Genomic DNA, 15,655 nt, shown 5'->3' with positions numbered 1-15,655 from the left:
GGAGCGACGTTTCAGACGCCCCAGACTTTCCACATCGGCCGGGTTGCCTTGAGCGCGGCCTCCACCTGTGCGCACAAAGTGCGCGTCGAGCCCTGCGCGGCCCCGCGGGCACGGGCCTTTTCGAAATACCCCAGCGCGGTTTCACGCTGGTCCAAGCCAAGCGCCGACTGCACCGCGCGCAGGTACACCTCTGCATCCCAGTCGTCACGCACGGCGAAGGCGGCGACAAAGTCGGCCAGCGCGGCATCGTGGCGCCGCGCTGCGTGGTGGACCAGCCCGCGCTGCACGCGCGGGCCGGCCTGGTCCAGCGGATCGCCCTCGGTCAGCGCCACGGCCTGTTCGAACAGCGGCAGCGCGCGCTCGGGCTCGCCCGCGTCGCGCCAGACCTGGCCGAAGCGGTTGTACAGCCAGGCGTCCTCGACCAGCAGCGCGCGGCGCTGCTGGGCCTCGATCTCGGCCAGGGCATCGGTGCGGTCGTGCTCGTCCATGCCGGCCACCTGCGCCTGCAGCAGCGCGGCAAAGTGCGCGCGCGCATGCGCCATCGGGTGCGCGGCCTCGCTGCGGGCTTCCACCGGCAGCGCGTCCAGCCGGGCATCCATATGCATCATCGCGGCACGGGCGGCCTCGGTCGGCTCGGCGCCGCCCATGGCCTTCCAGGCCGCGATCATGCGGCTGAAGGCCCAGGTCACGTCGGCCGGGTTGCGCTCCAGCGGGTAGCGGTTGAGCACCTCGCCGGCCAGCTCGGCCACTTTCTGGTGCTGGCCGGCGTCGGCGTGGCAGTCGAGCAGGTCGATCCAGTGATCGATGAACTCGCTGGCGGCCATGCCCTGCTGGTGCAGCGCGATGCGCGCGTCCACGTGCGCGGCGTCGGCCGGCAGGCTGCGCGACAGCAGCCGGCACAGCAGCGAATAGACATGCGGGTCGGCATTGCCGCCGTGCGCCGCGGCATCGCCCTGGCCGGTGGCGAAATACTGGTCGAAGCGCGCCACGCCGGCACGGCCGGCCTGCACCAGCACCGGCCGCAGCGCGGCCTCGGCGGCCGGCACCTCGTCGATGAACTCGCCCAGCGCCATGGCGGCGCGGTAGTAGCCGGCACCGTCGTCGGACTGGTCGGTCAGCGTAAAGCGCAGCCACGGCTCGCGATCGGCCGGCTGGGTGCTGTCGGCGCGCTGCGCCAGCTGGTGGCGCCAGGCCAGTTCGCGTACCTGGCTCTGCGGGTCGGGCACCTGGCGCAGGTAGACCGCCAGGTCGTCCAGTGCCCCCTGGACGTCGCCCACGCCGTGGCGCAGCGGTGCACGCAGGCGGCGCGCCTCGGGGTGGTCAGGGTGCTCGGCCAGCACACGGGCGGCCTGGTCGGCGGCCACGGCGTCACCGGCTGCGGGATCGAGCTCCAGCAGATGCGGGTTGTCCAGGGCCACGCGGCCCAGGCAGACGCGCATCAGGGGCTCCACCGGCACGCCAGCGGCCTCGGCCCGGGCGATGTAGTCCGTCACCAGCGGTGCGATGTCATCTGCGCCCAGGTCGGGATTGCGGACCATCAGGTCATGCCAGTAGCGTGCCGCGGCGGCCATGTCGCCCATGCGCAGGGCGGCCAGGCCGGCGTGGAAATGCGCGGCCCATTCGCCCGTCAGCAGGCCGCTGCGCTGCGCGGCCTCATGCAGCCACGGGCGCGCCTCGGCATCGCGGCCCAGGCTCATCAGCATGGCGCCGTAGCGGTGCGCGATCACCCCGCGCGAGGCCCGGCGGTGCGGCGGCTGCAGCGGCAGCGTGTCAAGCCGCGCCAGCGCCTCGTCCAGCACCGCCAGCGCGGCGTTGGCGTCACCGTTGTCAAAGTGCAGCCGCGCCCGCAGCGTGACGAAATCAACCACCTCGGGGCGGGCCTGCGACAGCTGGTCGGCAATCTGCAGGGCTTCGGTGAAGCGCCCCTGGTTGGCTAGCCCGATGGCGTGGTCGTAGCTGGCTTCCTGCTCGGACACGTACTGCTCCTATGGATTGAAAAAATGTGCGAGTGCGGGATTATGCGCCAATGGGGGAGATACGGAATTGTCTGGGAGGCTTGCCGCCAAGCGCCCAAAAGAAAAAACGCCACCCAAAGGCAGCGTTCTCCCATAGCCAAAACCAGCCAGCAGCTTACTTCCCGCCAACCGTCTCCAGCACCGTCCACTTGCCGCCAACCACCTTATAGACAGTGATACCACCATCCTTCAGGTCGCCGCGCGCGTCATACGCCAGCGTCTTGGTGGTCACGCCCTGCATATTGGTAGCAGCCAGCACCGGCAGGTAGCGCGCCGGGTCGGTCGAGCCGGCCTTGACCATGGCCGACATCATCGCGGTGGCGCCATCGTAGGCGTACGGCGAGTAGGTCTGCACCTTCGAGCCAAAGCGCTTCTCGTACTTCTTCTCATACGTGGAGCCGCCAGGCATCTGGTCCAGCGGCAGGCCGGCCAGCGACACCACGGTGCCTTCGGCGGCCGGGCCGGCGAGCTTCAGGAAGTTGTCGGTCTTGGACATTTCGCCCGACACCAGCGGGGCCTTCATGCCAAGTTCCTTGACCTGCTTGGCCATCGGCGCGGACTGGGTCTCGGCGCCGCCGTAGAAGATGATGTCCGGGTTGCTGCGCTTGATGTTGGTCAGCACGGCCTTGAAGTCCACCGCCTTGTCGTTGGTGAACTCGCGGCGCACGATCTTGCCGCCGGCAGCCTTGGCGGCCTTCTCGAACTCGTCGGCCAGGCCCTGGCCGTAGGCGGTGCGGTCATCGACGATGGCGATGTTCTTCGCGCCCAGCTTCTTCACCACGAAGGCGCCGATCACCGAACCCTGCTGGGTGTCGGAGGTCATCATGCGGAAGGTGGTCTTGAAGCCTTGCTTGGTGTATTCCGGCGCGGTCGCCATGGCGATCTGCGGAATGCCGGCGCGGTTGTAGACCATCGACGCCGGGATGGTGGTGCCCGAGTTGAAGTGGCCAAGCATGCCCTGGATGCCGTTATCCACCAGCTTCTGTGCCACCACCGAGCCAGTCTTCGGATCGGCCTGGTCGTCTTCGGAGACCAGCACGAACTTGACTTCCTTGCCGCCGATCTTGGGCTTGGTGGCGTTCATGTCCTCGATCGCGAGGACGATGCCGTTCTGCATGTCCTTGCCGTACTGCGCCTGGCCGCCGGTCATCGGGCCGGCAAAGCCCAGCTTGATTTCCTGGGCCTGCGCGAACGCGGCGGAGGCGGCGGTCAGGCCAGCCAGGGTCAGGGCAACGGTCATTGCCGTCTTGTGGAATGTCGAGCTCATCAGATCTCCTTGGGTCCCAAATGGTGCCGATGTGGTGCCGTTGCCGGCAGTTATAGCGGTGCAGCCTGGCAGTGCCGCACCTTGCTTCAATACGCAACGGGGCGGGATCGCCGCCACCGCTGCGTGCTTCGACATGACGAGGTCCGAGGGTTGCCTCAGCCGATCGTCATCAAACTGGCATTGCCGCCCGCGGCTGCGGTGTTGACCGAAAGCGAGCGCTCGATCAACAGACGGTCGAGCGCGATATTCGGTTCACCTTGCGCCAGGCCCTGCACGCCGATGATCGGACCGGGGCGCACCGCCACCTGCTCGCACACCGTGCGCAGCTGGTCGGAATCTCCGTGGTGCAGCACCGCATCGATAGCGATGTCCGCCGCGGTCCAGTCGGCCACCATGCGGACGCGCGATTGTACGCCCTTAGGCAGGCGCGCAAACAGCCCCCGGCTGACAGGGTTTTCCGGCCATACGGCGTCTGCGCCGACGGTCAGCACGGCGCCCAGCTGCAGCGCCAGGTCGGCCTCCTGCGTGGCCAGGCACAGCACGTGCTCGCGCGGCAGCAGGGTGTAAGTGTTGCGCTCGCCGGTGGGGCCGGGCAGCGTCACGGTCAGGCCCGAGGGCGAGGCCTCGGCCAGGCGCTCGCAGGCGGCGGCTGCCGCCGGCAGCTCGGCACTGGCCCAGGCCTGGAAGGCCGCTGCGGCCTCGTCGCGCAGCGTGGCCGCCTCGGCGCCGCCGCCTGCTTCCGATGCGCGCACGCTGCGTACCACCGCATCCTGCGGGCCGACCGACAGCAGGCGGTGCAGGTACAGCGGGCCGCCCGCCTTCGGGCCGGTGCCCGACAGGCCTTCGCCGCCAAAGGGCTGCACGCCCACCACGGCGCCGACGATATTGCGGTTGACATACAGGTTGCCCACATGGGCACGGCTGACAATGTGCGAGATGGTCTCGTCGATGCGGGTATGGATGCCCAGCGTCAGGCCATAGCCGGTGGCGTTGATCTGGCTGACCATGGTGTCCAGCGCCGCGCGCGGGAAGCGCACCACGTGCAGCACCGGGCCGAACACCTCGCGCTTGAGTTCCTCGATGCTGTCCAGTTCGATCAGCGTCGGCGGCACGAAGGTGCCGTTGCGGCAGCTGGCGCCCTGCGCGGCGTTGGGGTCGGCCTGGTGGACACGGCGGCCCTTGGCGCGCATGGCATCGACATGGCGCACGATATTGCCGCGCGCTTCGTCGTCGATCACCGGGCCGACGTCGGTCGAGAGCCGGTCCGGGTTGGCCATGTTCAGTTCCTGCATGGCGCCCTTGAGCATTTCCAGCACGCGGTCGGCGACGTCTTCCTGCAGGCACAGCACGCGCAGCGCCGAGCAGCGCTGGCCGGCCGAATCGAAAGCGGAGCTGAGGACATCGCCCACCACCTGTTCAGCCAGCGCCGACGAGTCGACGATCATCGCGTTCTGTCCGCCGGTCTCCGCGATCAGCGGGATCGGGCGGCCGGCGGCGTCGAGGCGGCCGGCGACGTTGCGCTGCAGGATGCGCGCGACTTCGGTCGAGCCGGTGAACATCACACCCTTGACGCGGGCATCGCCGACCAGCGCGGCGCCCACGGTCTCGCCGCGGCCCGGCAGCAGCTGCACCGCGCCGGCCGGAACGCCGGCTTCGCGCAGCAGGCGCACGGCGGCGGCGGCGATCAGCGGGGTCTGCTCGGCGGGCTTGGCCAGCACCGGGTTGCCGGCGGCCAGCGCCGCGGCCACCTGGCCGGTGAAGATCGCCAGCGGGAAGTTCCACGGGCTGATGCAGACCACCGGGCCCAGCGGGCGGTGGGTCTCGTTGTCGAAGCTGCGGCGCACCTCGGCGGCGTAGTAGCGCAGGAAGTCCACGGCTTCGCGCACTTCGGCGATGGCGTTGGAGAAAGTCTTGCCGGCCTCGCGCATGATGATGCCCATCAGCGACTGCATCTGGGCTTCCATCAGGTCGGCGGCGCGCTCCAGCGCGGCCGCGCGCACGTCCGGCGGCGTCGCCTGCCAGATCGGCGCAGCGTTGATGGCGGCCTGCAGCGCGGCGTCGACCTCGGCCTGGCCGGCCTCGGTGACATGGCCCACCACATCGCGGTGGTCGGCCGGGTTCAGCACCGGCGTGGTGATGGCGTCGGCTGCGCGCGGTACCTCGGCGCCGAGCAGCGGCTCGGCCACGAAGCGCTCGCTGGTGCCTGCCAGCAGCGCCGACGACAGCGACGCCAGGCGATGCTCGTTCGCGAGATCGATGCCGGCCGAATTGGGGCGGCTCTTGCCGTACAGCGTGCGCGGCGACGGGATGCGCGGGTGCGGCAGGCCCAGCACGCCTTCTTCGCGGTGCATGGCCTCGACCACGGCGACCGGGTCGGCCACCAGCTCGTCCAGCGAGATGGTGTCGTCGGCGATGCGGTTCACGAATGAGGTATTGGCGCCGTTCTCCAGCAGGCGGCGCACCAGGTAGGCCAGCAGCGTTTCATGCGTGCCGACCGGCGCGTAGATGCGGCACGGGCGGTTGAACTTGCCGTCCGCGGTGGCGCCAACCACCTGGTCGTACAGCGGCTCGCCCATGCCGTGCAGGCACTGGAACTCATACTGGCCGGGATAGTAGCTGTGGCCGGCGATCTGGTAGATGGCCGACAGCGTATGCGCATTGTGCGTGGCGAACTGCGGGTAGATCGCGTCCGGCACCGACAGCAGCTTGCGCGCGCAGGCGATGTACGACACGTCGGTGTAGACCTTGCGCGTGTAGACCGGGTAGCCCTCCAGCCCGTCGACCTGGGCGCGCTTGATCTCGCTGTCCCAGTAGGCGCCCTTGACCAGGCGGATCATCAGGCGGTGGCGGCTGCGGCGGGCCAGGTCGATCAGGTAGTCGATCACGAACGGGCAGCGCTTCTGGTAGCCCTGCACCACGAAGCCGATGCCGTTCCAGCCGGCCAGCTCGGGCTCGAAGCACAGACGCTCCAGCAGGTCCAGCGAGATCTCCAGGCGGTCGGCTTCCTCGGCGTCGATATTGATGCCGATGTCGTACTGGCGTGCCAGCAGCGTCAGCGACTTCAGGCGCTCGTACAGCTCGCCCACCACGCGCTCATGCTGCGCGCGGCTGTAGCGCGGGTGCAGCGCCGACAGCTTGATCGAGATGCCCGGGCCCTCATAGATGCCGCGCCCGCGCGAGGCCTGGCCGATGGCATGGATGGCCTGCTCGTACGAGGCCAGGTAGCGCTGCGCGTCGGCCTCGGTCATGGCGGCCTCGCCCAGCATGTCGTAGGAGTAGCGGAAGCCTTCGGCCTCGTACTTGCGCGCGTTGGCCAGCGCCTCGGAAATGGTCTCGCCGGTGACGAACTGCTCGCCCATCAGGCGCATCGCCATGTCCACGCCTTTGCGGATCAGCGGCTCACCGCCCTTGCCGATGATGCGCGTGAGCGCCTTGGTCAGGCCCGATTCAGTATGGGTGGCGACCAGCTTGCCGGTCAGCAGCAGGCCCCAGGTGGCGGCGTTGACGAACAGCGACGGGCTCTGGCCCAGGTGCGACTGCCAGTTGGCGCCGCTGATCTTGTCGCGGATCAGCGCGTCGCGGGTGGCCTTGTCGGGGATGCGCAGCAGGGCCTCGGCCAGGCACATCAGCGCCACGCCCTCCTGCGACGACAGCGAGAATTCCTGGATCAGGCCCTGCACCAGGCCCTCGCGGCCGCTGCCGACCTTCTGCTCGCGCAGCCGCGTGGCCAGGGTCTTGGCCATCTTGATGGCGGCCTCGCCTTGCTGCTGCGGCAGGCGCGCCTGCTCCAGCAGCACCGGTACGCAATCGGCTTCCGGGCGGCGATAGGCAGAGGTAATGGCAGCACGCAGCACCGATTGCGGCTGGATGCTTTGGGCGAACTCCAGGAATGGCTGCGGCGCATCGCCATGGACCAGCTCGGCTCCGTCGGCGCCATCCGCGTCGGCGCTACCGGCGGCGCCGGTCTCGTGCGGCAGGTGGCCGCGCTCGATCTGCTCGAGGTAGGTGAAGATAGCCTGCTTGATCAGCCAGTGCGGCGTGCGGTCGATGGATTGGGCAACGCGCTTGAGGCGGTCGCGCGAGGCGTCGTCGAGCTTGACGCCGAGAGTGGTGGTGGCCATGCGGGCATTTCTCCGAAAGACTGGAGCCGCCGCCGGTGCTACCTCGTCCATGCCGGCAGGCACGGGCGCGCGACCGGCCGCAGCCTGTGAGCTGGCGCGATCTTACTCCCGAAAATCACCAAGGTGCAACCAAGTGCAACCCTATCGAAAACCCTAATATCAGGGTTGCACCTTTCACTGCCACGCCAGCTGGCTCAGATCCGCAACGGATCGATCTCAAGCTGCCAGTGCACCCCTTTTGCCTCCGTCCCCACATCTGCGAAAGTCTGCACCCACTCAGCCACAAAGCGTTGCAGCACCGGCCGCGAGGTGGCCTCAACCAGCATCTGCGCACGCTCCCGGTTGAAGATGCGCACCATCGACATCGGCACCGGATCGTGCAGTTGCACCTCGGCCGCCAGCTCGCAGGTTTTAGCATGCCGGCGCGCCACTTCCAGGAACCGCAGCGCGCGCTCCAGTTGGCCGTGGTCGGCAGTTACCAGCACCTGGTAGCAGAACGGGGGCAACCCGGCCTGGCGCCGCTCGCGCAACTGGCTGGCCGCGAATCCATCATAGTCGTGGCGCGTCAGCGCCTGCAATGCCGGGGTGTCCGGGTAGCGCGTCTGGATCAGCACCTCGCCGGGCCGGCCGGCCCGCCCTGCCCGGCCGGCGACCTGCATCAGCGAGGCGAACAGGTGCTCGGCGGCTCGGAAGTCGTGGCTGAACATGGCCGCGTCCGGATGGACGATGCCGACCAGGGTCACGCGCTGGAAGTCGTGCCCCTTGGCCACCATCTGCGTGCCCACCAGGATGTCGACTTCACCGGCATGGACCTCGTCGAACATGGCCTGCGCGCTGCCCTTGCGGCGCGTGGAATCTGCGTCGATGCGGGCGATGCGGGCCTGCGGGAAGCGGGTCGCCAATGCCTCTTCGATACGCTGCGTGCCGCGCCCCAGCGGCGCGATGTCGACGTTGCCGCAGTCCGGGCAGTGGTGCGGCACCGGCGCCTCCAGGCCACAGTGGTGGCAGCGCAGGCGCCGCTCGGGGCGGTGCAGCACCAGGTAGGCCGAGCAGCGCGCGCAGCCCGACAGCCAGCCGCAGCTGTCACAGGCAACCACCGGCGCGTAGCCGCGGCGGTTCAGGAACAGCAGGCTCTGCTCGCCGCGCGCCAGGCGCGCGTCGATGGCTTCCAGCAGCGGCACCGACAAGCCTTCGAACAGCGCGCGCTGGCGCTGGCGCTCGTGGTTCAGGTCGACCAGGCGCACCGTCGGCAGGGTCGCTTCGGCCTGGGCGCGCTCGCGCAGCACCAGCTTGCGGTAAGTGCCCTGCCCGGCCCGCCACCAGGTCTCCATCGACGGCGTGGCCGAACCCAGCACCACGGCAATGCCGCGCTGCTTGGCGCGCCACACCGCCAGGTCGCGCGCGGAGTAGCGCAGCCCTTCCTGCTGCTTGTAGGAAGTGTCGTGTTCCTCGTCGACCACGATCAGCGCCAGCGCCGGCAGCGAGGCCATCACCGCCATGCGCGTGCCCAGCACGATGCGGGCCTCGCCGCGGTGCGCGGCCAGCCACTGCAGGCTGCGCTCCTGGTCAGCCAGGCCGCTGTGCAGCACCGCCAGCGGCAGGTGCGGGAAGCGTGCGGCGATGCGGGCCTGCAGTTGCGGGGTCAGGTTGATTTCAGGCACAAGCATCAGCACCTGGGCCTGGGGATCGCGTTCGAGCAGCGCCTGCATCGCATGCAGGTAGACCTCGGTCTTGCCGCTGCCGGTCACCCCGTGCAGCAGGAACGGCGCGAAGCCCTCGGCCTCGGCAATCGCCTGCACCGCGGCGCGCTGCTCGTCGTGCAGCGGCGGCGCGGCCGATGGCGGCTGTGCGGGGTCGGTCGGCAGCAGGGGGCGCGCGGTGCGGCTGGCCTCGACCCAGCCGGCGGCCTGCCATTCGGCCAGCCGGGCAGGTGCCGCCGCGCACAGCACGCGGGCGTCGGCCAGCGTCAGCGGCTCGGCCGCGGCGGCGCGCTCGGCCAGCGCCTGCACCAGCGCGCGCACGCTGCGTGCGCGTGGCGGCACGGCAGCCAGCAAGGCCTCTGCATGCCCGGGCAGCAGGCGGTATTCGTCGGTGCGGGCACGCTGGGCCAGGCCTGGCCAGCCCTCGGGCTCGCGCAAGGCCGGCGGCAAGGCCGGCAGCATCACTTCGCCCAGGCGGCGCTGGTAGTAGCGCGCGGCAAAGGCGGCCAACCCGATCCAGTCGGGCTGCAGCGGCGGCAGCCAGTCCAGGCGCTGCGCCACCGGGCGCAGCCGGTCGGCGGGCACATCGGAGCTGTCGGCGTACGCCACCGCCACGCCGACCATGCTGCGGCGGCCGAACGGCACCACCACCAGGTCACCCGGGGCGACCTCTGGCCTGGCGAGATAGTCGAAGCAGTCGTCGGCGGGGGTGTCCAGCGCGACCCTTATGACTGGCTGCGCGGCGGCTGACGGCATCACGGCGCCCATCGCCGTGCTGCCCCCGACCAGCGGAAGCGCGCCGCTAGCTGGCGCCATGCGGCCCTTCCTGGTGCACCGCCTTTGCGCAACCTTTGTGCAACGGGCGCCTGGCGCAATAAGAGTGGAAATCTAGTGTGCGGCGCAACATCAACTTAAAGTAAAACTTCAAATGTGGCCCTAAGTCGATGATAGATGACTGGTTTTCCACTAATTCCACCGCCCCTGTGGATAACTTTGTTGAAAAGTCGCACTGGCTGGCCGGGAAGCCCCGCGAAACAAGGGATCCACCGGCATCGGGCCTTCCTTTGCAATTCTTCCAAATCCTTAAAAATCAAGGGCTTGCAAACATCCCCCGGATAGGTTAGGGAATAACCCTGTCCCGCACTGCGGCAAACCTATCGGTGTGCATAAGTCAAGTACCGCCAGTCAAGTCCGAGCACCTTTTTGGCGAATGCTGGCGAAAAAGTTAACTTGACAGGGTCCGGCGGCGCGGCTCCCGCAGCACTGGGTACGGCGGCGCGCCGGTGCGCTGCAGCGCAGGGCACCGCAGCAGCAGCCAGACCGGCCGCATACTGTCATCGTCACTTCTGCTCGGCGCGCAGCTTGCGGCTGTGGCGATGCACTTCCTCCACCAGCACCGAGACGTTCTCCGGCGGCGTGAACTGCGAGATGCCGTGGCCCAGGTTGAACACGTGGCCATCACTGCCCCCGGCGGCGGCATAGCTGTCCAGCACGCCGCGCACCTGCTCGCGGATCGCGGCCTCAGGGGCGAACAGCACGGTCGGGTCGATATTGCCCTGCAGCGCCACGCGCCCGCCGGTGCGACGGCGCGCTTCGGCCAGGTTGACGGTCCAGTCCAGCCCGATCGCGTCGGCGCCGGTGTCAGCCAGCGCCTCGAGCCACAGGCCGCCGCCCTTGGTAAAGACGATCGCGGGCACCTGCTGGCCATCGTGCTCGCGCTTCAGGCCGGCCAGCACGCGGCGCATATAGGCCAGCGAGAATGCCTGGTACATGCCGTCGGCAAGCGCCCCGCCCCAGGTGTCGAAAATCATCACGGCCTGCGCGCCGGCTTCGATCTGGGCATTCAGGTATGCCGTCACCGCCTGGGCGTTGATCTCGAGAATGCGGTGCATCAGGTCCGGGCGGCCGTACATCATCGCCTTGACCGTGCGGAAGTCGTCCGAGCCGCCGCCTTCGACCATGTAGCAGGCCAGCGTCCAGGGGCTGCCGGAGAAGCCGATCAGCGGCACGCGCTGGCGGCCGTCCTGGACCAGTGCGCGGCGGATCTCGCTTACCGCGTCAAAGACATACTGCAGCGACGCCATGTCCGGCACGGCCAGTTTCTGCACGTCGGCTTCGGTGCGCAGCGGATGGGCAAAGCGCGGGCCCTCGCCCTGCGCGAACGACAGGCCCAGGCCCATCGCGTCGGGCACGGTCAGGATGTCGGAAAAGAGAATCGCCGCGTCCAGCGGATAGCGGTCCAGCGGCTGCAGTGTCACTTCCGTGGCGTAGGCCGGGTTCTTGGCCAGCCCGAGGAAGCTGCCGGCGCGGGCGCGCGTGGCGTTGTACTCGGGCAGGTAGCGGCCCGCCTGGCGCATCAGCCACAGCGGCGTGTAGTCGGTCGGCTGGCGGCGCAGCGCGCGCAGGAAGGTATCGTTCTGCAGTGCGGTCATGGTCATCCTCGTAAGACCGCCATTCTAAGGGATGGCTGCGGCTGGATGCCGCTCAGACGTCGTCGATCATCCCGGCGAAGGCCGCTGCGGCACGCCGCATCCATTCGCGCGCGCGTTCGGCATCGGGCTGCAACCGTGCGAAGCCGTGGGTCATGCCACTGGCCTCGATGGTGACCACCGGGGCGTCGTGGCGCACCAGGAAGTCGGCATAGGCCAGGCCGTCGTCGCGCAGCACGTCGTGCGCGGCCACCATCAGCACGGTGGCGGGCGGGCGCACCGGCGGCGCGGCCATCAGGTGCACGCGGGGGTCGGGGTGGGCGGCGCCCTGCGCCAGGGCCTCGGCGCCGATGAACTGGGTCCAGAACCAGGCCATCTCATCACGCGTCAGGCCGGGACCGTCGGCAAAGGCGCGGTAGCTTTCGGTGCTGAGCACTGGTGCCGTCACCGGATAGACCAGCAGCTGCGCATCGACCTGCACCGCGCCGCCGCCGTTGAGCTGCTGCGCTGCCTGCGCCGCCAGGTGGCCGCCGGCGCTGTCGCCCGCCACGGCCAGGAAATCGGTCGCCAGCCCGAGTGCCTGGCGTTGCCCGGCGAACCACTGCACCGCCTCGGCAGCATCGTCGCAGGGAGCCGGGAACGCGTGCTCGGGAGCGAGGCGGTAGTCGACGCTGGCCACCGCGCAGCCCGTGTCGGCCGCGAGCAACGCTGCAACCGTATGGTGCGTCTGCGGCGAGCCAATCACCCAGCCGCCACCGTGGAAGTAGACCACCAGCCGCGGCGCGGTCTCGCCGGCCGGGCGGAACAGCCTGGCGTCCAGCGAGCGGCCGGGGAGTGCAAGCTCCAGGTCCTGCACTGTGATGCCTGGCGGATCCGGCAACAGCGACGCCGCCGCGATCTCGGCAAAACGGGCCCGCTGCGCGGGAATGTCGGCCGGCGCGGGCGCATTGGCGTAGCGCCCCGCCAGGCGGCGGTAATAGGCAAGCAGTTGCGGATCGATGGCCATGATTGGCGGCTGAAGGGAAAGCGAAAAGTAGAAGCGGCGCCTGACGGGAATCAGTCCAGCCCGAGCTGGCGCGTCAGCTCGACCTTGCTGCAGCAATCCTGCACCGCCAGCAGGCCGGCATCAGAAGCACGGCGCACGGCCTGGTCGTTGACGATGCCCAACTGCAGCCAGACCCCCTGCGCGCCAATGGCGATGGCCTCATCGACCACGCCCGGCGTTTCCTCGGCACGGCGGAAGATGTCGACCCACGCGATGGGGCTGCCTGCCGCCGTGGCCGCGTCGGCGGCTTCGCGCAGCGTGGCGTGGCAGGTCTCGCCCAGAATGCGCTCGCCGGCGTGGCGCGGATTGACCGGCACGATCCGGAAGCCGTGGTCCTGCAGGAATTCCGCAACCTCATGGCTTGGACGCTCCGGGCGGTCGGACAGGCCGACCACGGCCACGGTCTTCCTCGCCAGCATGGCTTGTATGGCTTGCTGCATTTCAGGACGCATTGCATCTCCGGGTGGACAAGGGCCCGCGGACATGCAAAAACGCAACGCGAAGGCCACAGGCGTCCTGAATCGTAACCGGAATTGTCACGCAGAGATTGGTGGGGGAACGAACACGGAAATCGTGGCGTTAAAGATAAGACAACGGCATGTTTTATCGGCTAACGTGACGTGAACGCGTGAAAATATGCCGAACACGCCAGATCCTGATGCGTCAAGCTTTCAACTTCTTGCAAAACGATACATTTTGTTACTGCCATGCCGGGGAGTTTCCCCCACAATACATTGACACACCCGGTGTCCGGCGTGTGGCGCCCCGGTAAATAAGGCTGTGCAGACTTAAAGGGGTGTGGTGAAGAAAGCCTTTTTAAAGCGTTTCTGGCAGTAACCCGATTTTCCGATCCAGCAGATCGCCGCTGGACCGGAGCACCAGGCAGACCTTTGCAGCGCGTGGCCTTTGCGGCCTCTGGTCGGATATTGGATATCCGTTGCGCCTTGATTGTCGACCTGGACCGAACCCGTTCCTTCGAATTGACCCCTCGAAGGGATTTTCCCGTCCGCGCGGAGCCTCCCCGGCCCGCGCGCTTTTTTTTGTCCAGGCGGGATAAAAGCATATCGCCACGCCAAAAAAAAGGCAGCCGCATGGCTGCCTTTTTTCATTGTCGCGCCAGAAAAACAACAGCGCGACAAGCCACTAATTGCTTACTTCTTACGACGCAGGCGGGCGATGGCAGCCAGTTGGGCAGCCGCCACGGCGAGCTCGCTCTGAGCGCGTGCCAGATCCAGATCGCTGCTCTGGTTCTGCATCAGCTCTTCGGCAGCACGCTTGGCTTCCTGCGCCTTGGCTTCGTCCAGGTCGCCACCGCGGATAGCGGTGTCGGCCAGCACCGTGACGTGCTTGGGCTGGACTTCGAGAATGCCGCCGGCAACGAACACGAACTCTTCGCTGCCGTCTTCCTTCTCGATCCGCACCGCACCCGGCTGGATGCGCGTGATCAGCGGCGTGTGGCCCGGCAGAATGCCCAGCTCACCCGACTCGCCCGGCAGCGCAACGAACTTCGCCTGGCCGGAGAAGATCGACGCTTCCGCGCTGACGACGTCTACAAGAATGGTTGCCATATCAGATCCTTTCTCCAATCGCTTCGCTCAGACGGCCGGACGCGCAAGGCGGCCGGCCATCACTCCCACCGCCAGGCGGGAGTGACGAGCAAGGCTTACTGGAGCTTCTTGGCCTTTTCGAAGGCTTCGTCGATCGAGCCGACCATGTAGAACGCCTGCTCGGGCAGGTGATCGCACTCGCCGTCCACCAGCATCTTGAAGCCGCGGATGGTTTCCTTCAGCGGCACGTACTTGCCCGGCGAACCCGTGAACACTTCCGCCACGTGGAACGGCTGCGACAGGAAACGCTGGATCTTACGGGCGCGGTTCACGGCCAGCTTGTCTTCCGGCGACAGTTCGTCCATGCCCAGAATCGCGATGATGTCGCGCAGTTCCTTGTAGCGCTGCAGGGTCTGCTGAACACGGCGGGCCACTTCGTAGTGTTCCGTGCCGACGACCTGCGGGTCCAGCTGGCGCGAGGTCGAATCCAGCGGATCCACTGCCGGGTAGATACCCAGCGCAGCGATGTCACGCGACAGCACCACGGTCGAGTCCAGGTGCAGGAAGGTGGTTGCCGGCGACGGGTCGGTCAAGTCATCCGCAGGCACGTACACGGCCTGGATCGACGTGATCGAGCCGGTCTTGGTCGACGTGATACGTTCCTGCAGCTTGCCCATTTCTTCAGCCAGCGTCGGCTGGTAGCCAACGGCCGAAGGCATACGGCCCAGCAGTGCGGACACTTCGGTACCGGCCAGCGTGTAGCGGTAGATGTTGTCCACGAAGAACAGGATGTCACGGCCTTCGTCACGGAAGCGCTCGGCCATGGTCAGGCCGGTCAGCGCCACGCGCAGACGGTTGCCCGGCGGCTCGTTCATCTGGCCGAACACCATGGCCACCTTGTCGAGCACGTTCGAGTCCTTCATTTCGTGGTAGAAGTCGTTCCCTTCACGGGTACGCTCGCCCACGCCGGCGAACACCGACAGACCGCTGTGCTGCTTGGCGATGTTGTTGATGAGCTCCATCATGTTGACGGTCTTGCCCACGCCGGCGCCACCGAACAGGCCCACCTTGCCGCCCTTTGCGAACGGGCAGACCAGGTCAATCACCTTGATGCCGGTTTCCAGCAGGTCAACCGACGGCGACAGTTCGTCGAACTTCGGGGCCTTCTGGTGAATCGCGCGCAGCTCGTCCGAAGCGATCGGGCCGGCTTCGTCGATCGGGCGACCCAGCACGTCCATGATGCGGCCCAGCGTGCCGTGACCGACCGGCACCGAAATCGGGGCGCCGGTGCTCTTCACTTCCATACCGCGGCGCAGACCGTCCGACGAGCCCAGGGCGATGGTACGCACCACGCCGTCACCGAGCTGTTGCTGGACTTCGAAGGTCAGGCCCTTTTCGGCGAACGAGGCGTCGCCGGAGTCTTCCAGCACGAGCGCGTCGTACACCTTCGGCATTGCGTCACGGGGGAACTCGATGTCCACCACGGCGCCAATACACTGCACAATATTTCCGATACTCATTTCGTATCTCC

At 67.9% G+C, this 15,655-nt stretch carries 9 protein-coding genes; all 9 read right to left on the bottom strand.

The features are described 5' to 3' along the window. Nucleotides 1-11: 11 nt before the first annotated feature. On the bottom strand, nt 12-1,976 hold the full coding sequence (locus tag AC3WLF_RS20825) for a tetratricopeptide repeat protein (protein ID WP_492357110.1): 1,965 nt from the start codon (nt 1,974-1,976) through the stop codon (nt 12-14). Nucleotides 1,977-2,130: 154 nt separating this feature from the next. Continuing rightward, nucleotides 2,131-3,282, bottom strand: a complete 1,152-nt coding sequence (locus AC3WLF_RS20820; protein ID WP_010812179.1) for a branched-chain amino acid ABC transporter substrate-binding protein — start codon at nt 3,280-3,282, stop codon at nt 2,131-2,133. Between the two features lie 155 nt (nt 3,283-3,437). Then, nucleotides 3,438-7,403, bottom strand: coding sequence for a trifunctional transcriptional regulator/proline dehydrogenase/L-glutamate gamma-semialdehyde dehydrogenase (putA, locus tag AC3WLF_RS20815; protein ID WP_492358762.1), 3,966 nt, complete (start codon nt 7,401-7,403; stop codon nt 3,438-3,440). A 194-nt stretch (nt 7,404-7,597) separates the two neighbouring features. Continuing rightward, on the bottom strand, nt 7,598-9,919 hold the full coding sequence (locus tag AC3WLF_RS20810; protein ID WP_492358761.1) for a primosomal protein N': 2,322 nt from the start codon (nt 9,917-9,919) through the stop codon (nt 7,598-7,600). A gap of 524 nt (nt 9,920-10,443) precedes the next feature. Then, nucleotides 10,444-11,535, bottom strand: coding sequence for a uroporphyrinogen decarboxylase (gene hemE / locus AC3WLF_RS20805; protein WP_492320115.1), 1,092 nt, complete (start codon nt 11,533-11,535; stop codon nt 10,444-10,446). Nucleotides 11,536-11,587: 52 nt separating this feature from the next. Next, on the bottom strand, nt 11,588-12,538 hold the full coding sequence (locus tag AC3WLF_RS20800) for an alpha/beta hydrolase (protein ID WP_492352486.1): 951 nt from the start codon (nt 12,536-12,538) through the stop codon (nt 11,588-11,590). Nucleotides 12,539-12,588: 50 nt separating this feature from the next. Next, nucleotides 12,589-13,029, bottom strand: coding sequence for a CoA-binding protein (locus tag AC3WLF_RS20795; protein WP_492352485.1), 441 nt, complete (start codon nt 13,027-13,029; stop codon nt 12,589-12,591). A gap of 699 nt (nt 13,030-13,728) precedes the next feature. Continuing rightward, nucleotides 13,729-14,145, bottom strand: coding sequence for a F0F1 ATP synthase subunit epsilon (locus tag AC3WLF_RS20790; RefSeq protein ID WP_010811262.1), 417 nt, complete (start codon nt 14,143-14,145; stop codon nt 13,729-13,731). Nucleotides 14,146-14,240: 95 nt separating this feature from the next. After that, nucleotides 14,241-15,644 carry a F0F1 ATP synthase subunit beta gene (atpD, locus tag AC3WLF_RS20785; protein WP_010811263.1) on the bottom strand — a complete coding sequence of 468 codons (1,404 nt, stop codon included), beginning with the start codon at nt 15,642-15,644 and terminating at the stop codon, nt 14,241-14,243. Between the last annotated feature and the right edge of the window lie 11 nt (nt 15,645-15,655).

It is taken from the genome of Cupriavidus sp. FW306-01-F10A, from assembly GCF_058782785.1.
This window is presented reverse-complemented; position numbering and strand designations above follow the sequence as displayed.